Below are 1,175 nucleotides of genomic sequence, written 5' to 3' on the forward strand. Positions count from 1 at the left end.
CGTCCAGCCCACGGTCAATGGCCGCGAGGCCAATGCCGGGCGCCTGCACGTGCGCGTGCTCGAGCCGGCAGGAGCGGTCATCCGGCTCCACGACTGGCGCCAGACCGATCGCGGCGAATTCCGGCAGGGCTGGAGAATCGATGTCAGCGGCGGAACAACCGGCTACGTGATCGAGCTATACGAAAACTGAACCCGATGTCAATATTTGGTGAATAACGTCCCAAATTGACATCCTCGGCGGGCGGCCTGCCTGAATGGCTCTATAGTCCGCTCCAGCCTTGCGTGTGGCCCAGGGAGGGCGCCTGGAGCGGCAACCCCCGTTGCTGCCCGTACCCACGCATGGCGAGGGGATTCCCTTGCACGCACCTGATTCGACCGTCCATCACGCACGGCGCCGGGCATCCCGACGCCTGCTTCCCCTGGCCGCCGCCCTTTTTGCGACCGGCCTCATGGGAGGCATCCTGATCATGGTGGACGCATCGGGCAACGCCGATGCCCCCAGCGCGCACCTGGCGGCGTCCGCCTCGCGCGCACTTCCAGGAGCGCAAGCGGTTCCGCTCCAGTCGATGGCGGCCACCCCTGCCCCTGCGCTCGTCGCGCCCCACGCCGCAGGCCGGGCCATGCCCGTGACCGCCGCGCTCGCCGCAAGACGGCACCGGGCATCGACGGCGCCGCAAGCTGCCGCGGAACCCGCCGCCGACGCGCCGCGCGTGTTTGGACTGTCGTGGCCGAGCTGGATGTCGCCGGTGGAACATCGCGCACCGGTGGTGAAGGCGAACGCGGCAAGCCGTATTGCGCGCCTGCTCGGCGATCGTCCGATCGGCGCCGCCCTTGCAGTCCAGCAACCCGATGCCGGTGCACCGGTCGCGACCCCGCCGCATGCCACCGTGCGCGACTCGGCGCCGGGCACTTCCGGCATGTCAGGGGCAACCCGGGTTGGTTTGAGTCCCAACCTGTCTTACATCGACACGCACTCGCAGACATACACCAGCTTCAAGTCCTGGGTGGACAGCGCCGTCAACGGCAATCGCGGCTATGGATTCGCTGCGAGCGAAGCGGCGATCATGTTCCAGATCACCGGCAACCAGAACTACTGCACCCTGGCGCTGGCCATGGTGGAAGAGCAGGTCGTGGACGCGGAAGCGGCCATTGCCGGCGGTGGCCGGCCCGCCGTA

Annotated in this window: 1 protein-coding gene and 1 pseudogene; both read left to right on the forward strand. The window is 68.3% G+C overall.

What is annotated here, in order from left to right:
* On the forward strand, nucleotides 1-190 hold a 190-nt coding region (locus tag ACFOM9_RS14325), incomplete at its 5' end, for a hypothetical protein (protein ID WP_386712295.1).
* A gap of 130 nt (nucleotides 191-320) precedes the next feature.
* Nucleotides 321-1,175 (forward strand): annotated as a pseudogene (locus tag ACFOM9_RS14330) (hypothetical protein); the annotation flags it as partial.

Source organism: Luteimonas notoginsengisoli, assembly GCF_042648885.1.
Lineage (GTDB): Bacteria > Pseudomonadota > Gammaproteobacteria > Xanthomonadales > Xanthomonadaceae > Luteimonas > Luteimonas notoginsengisoli.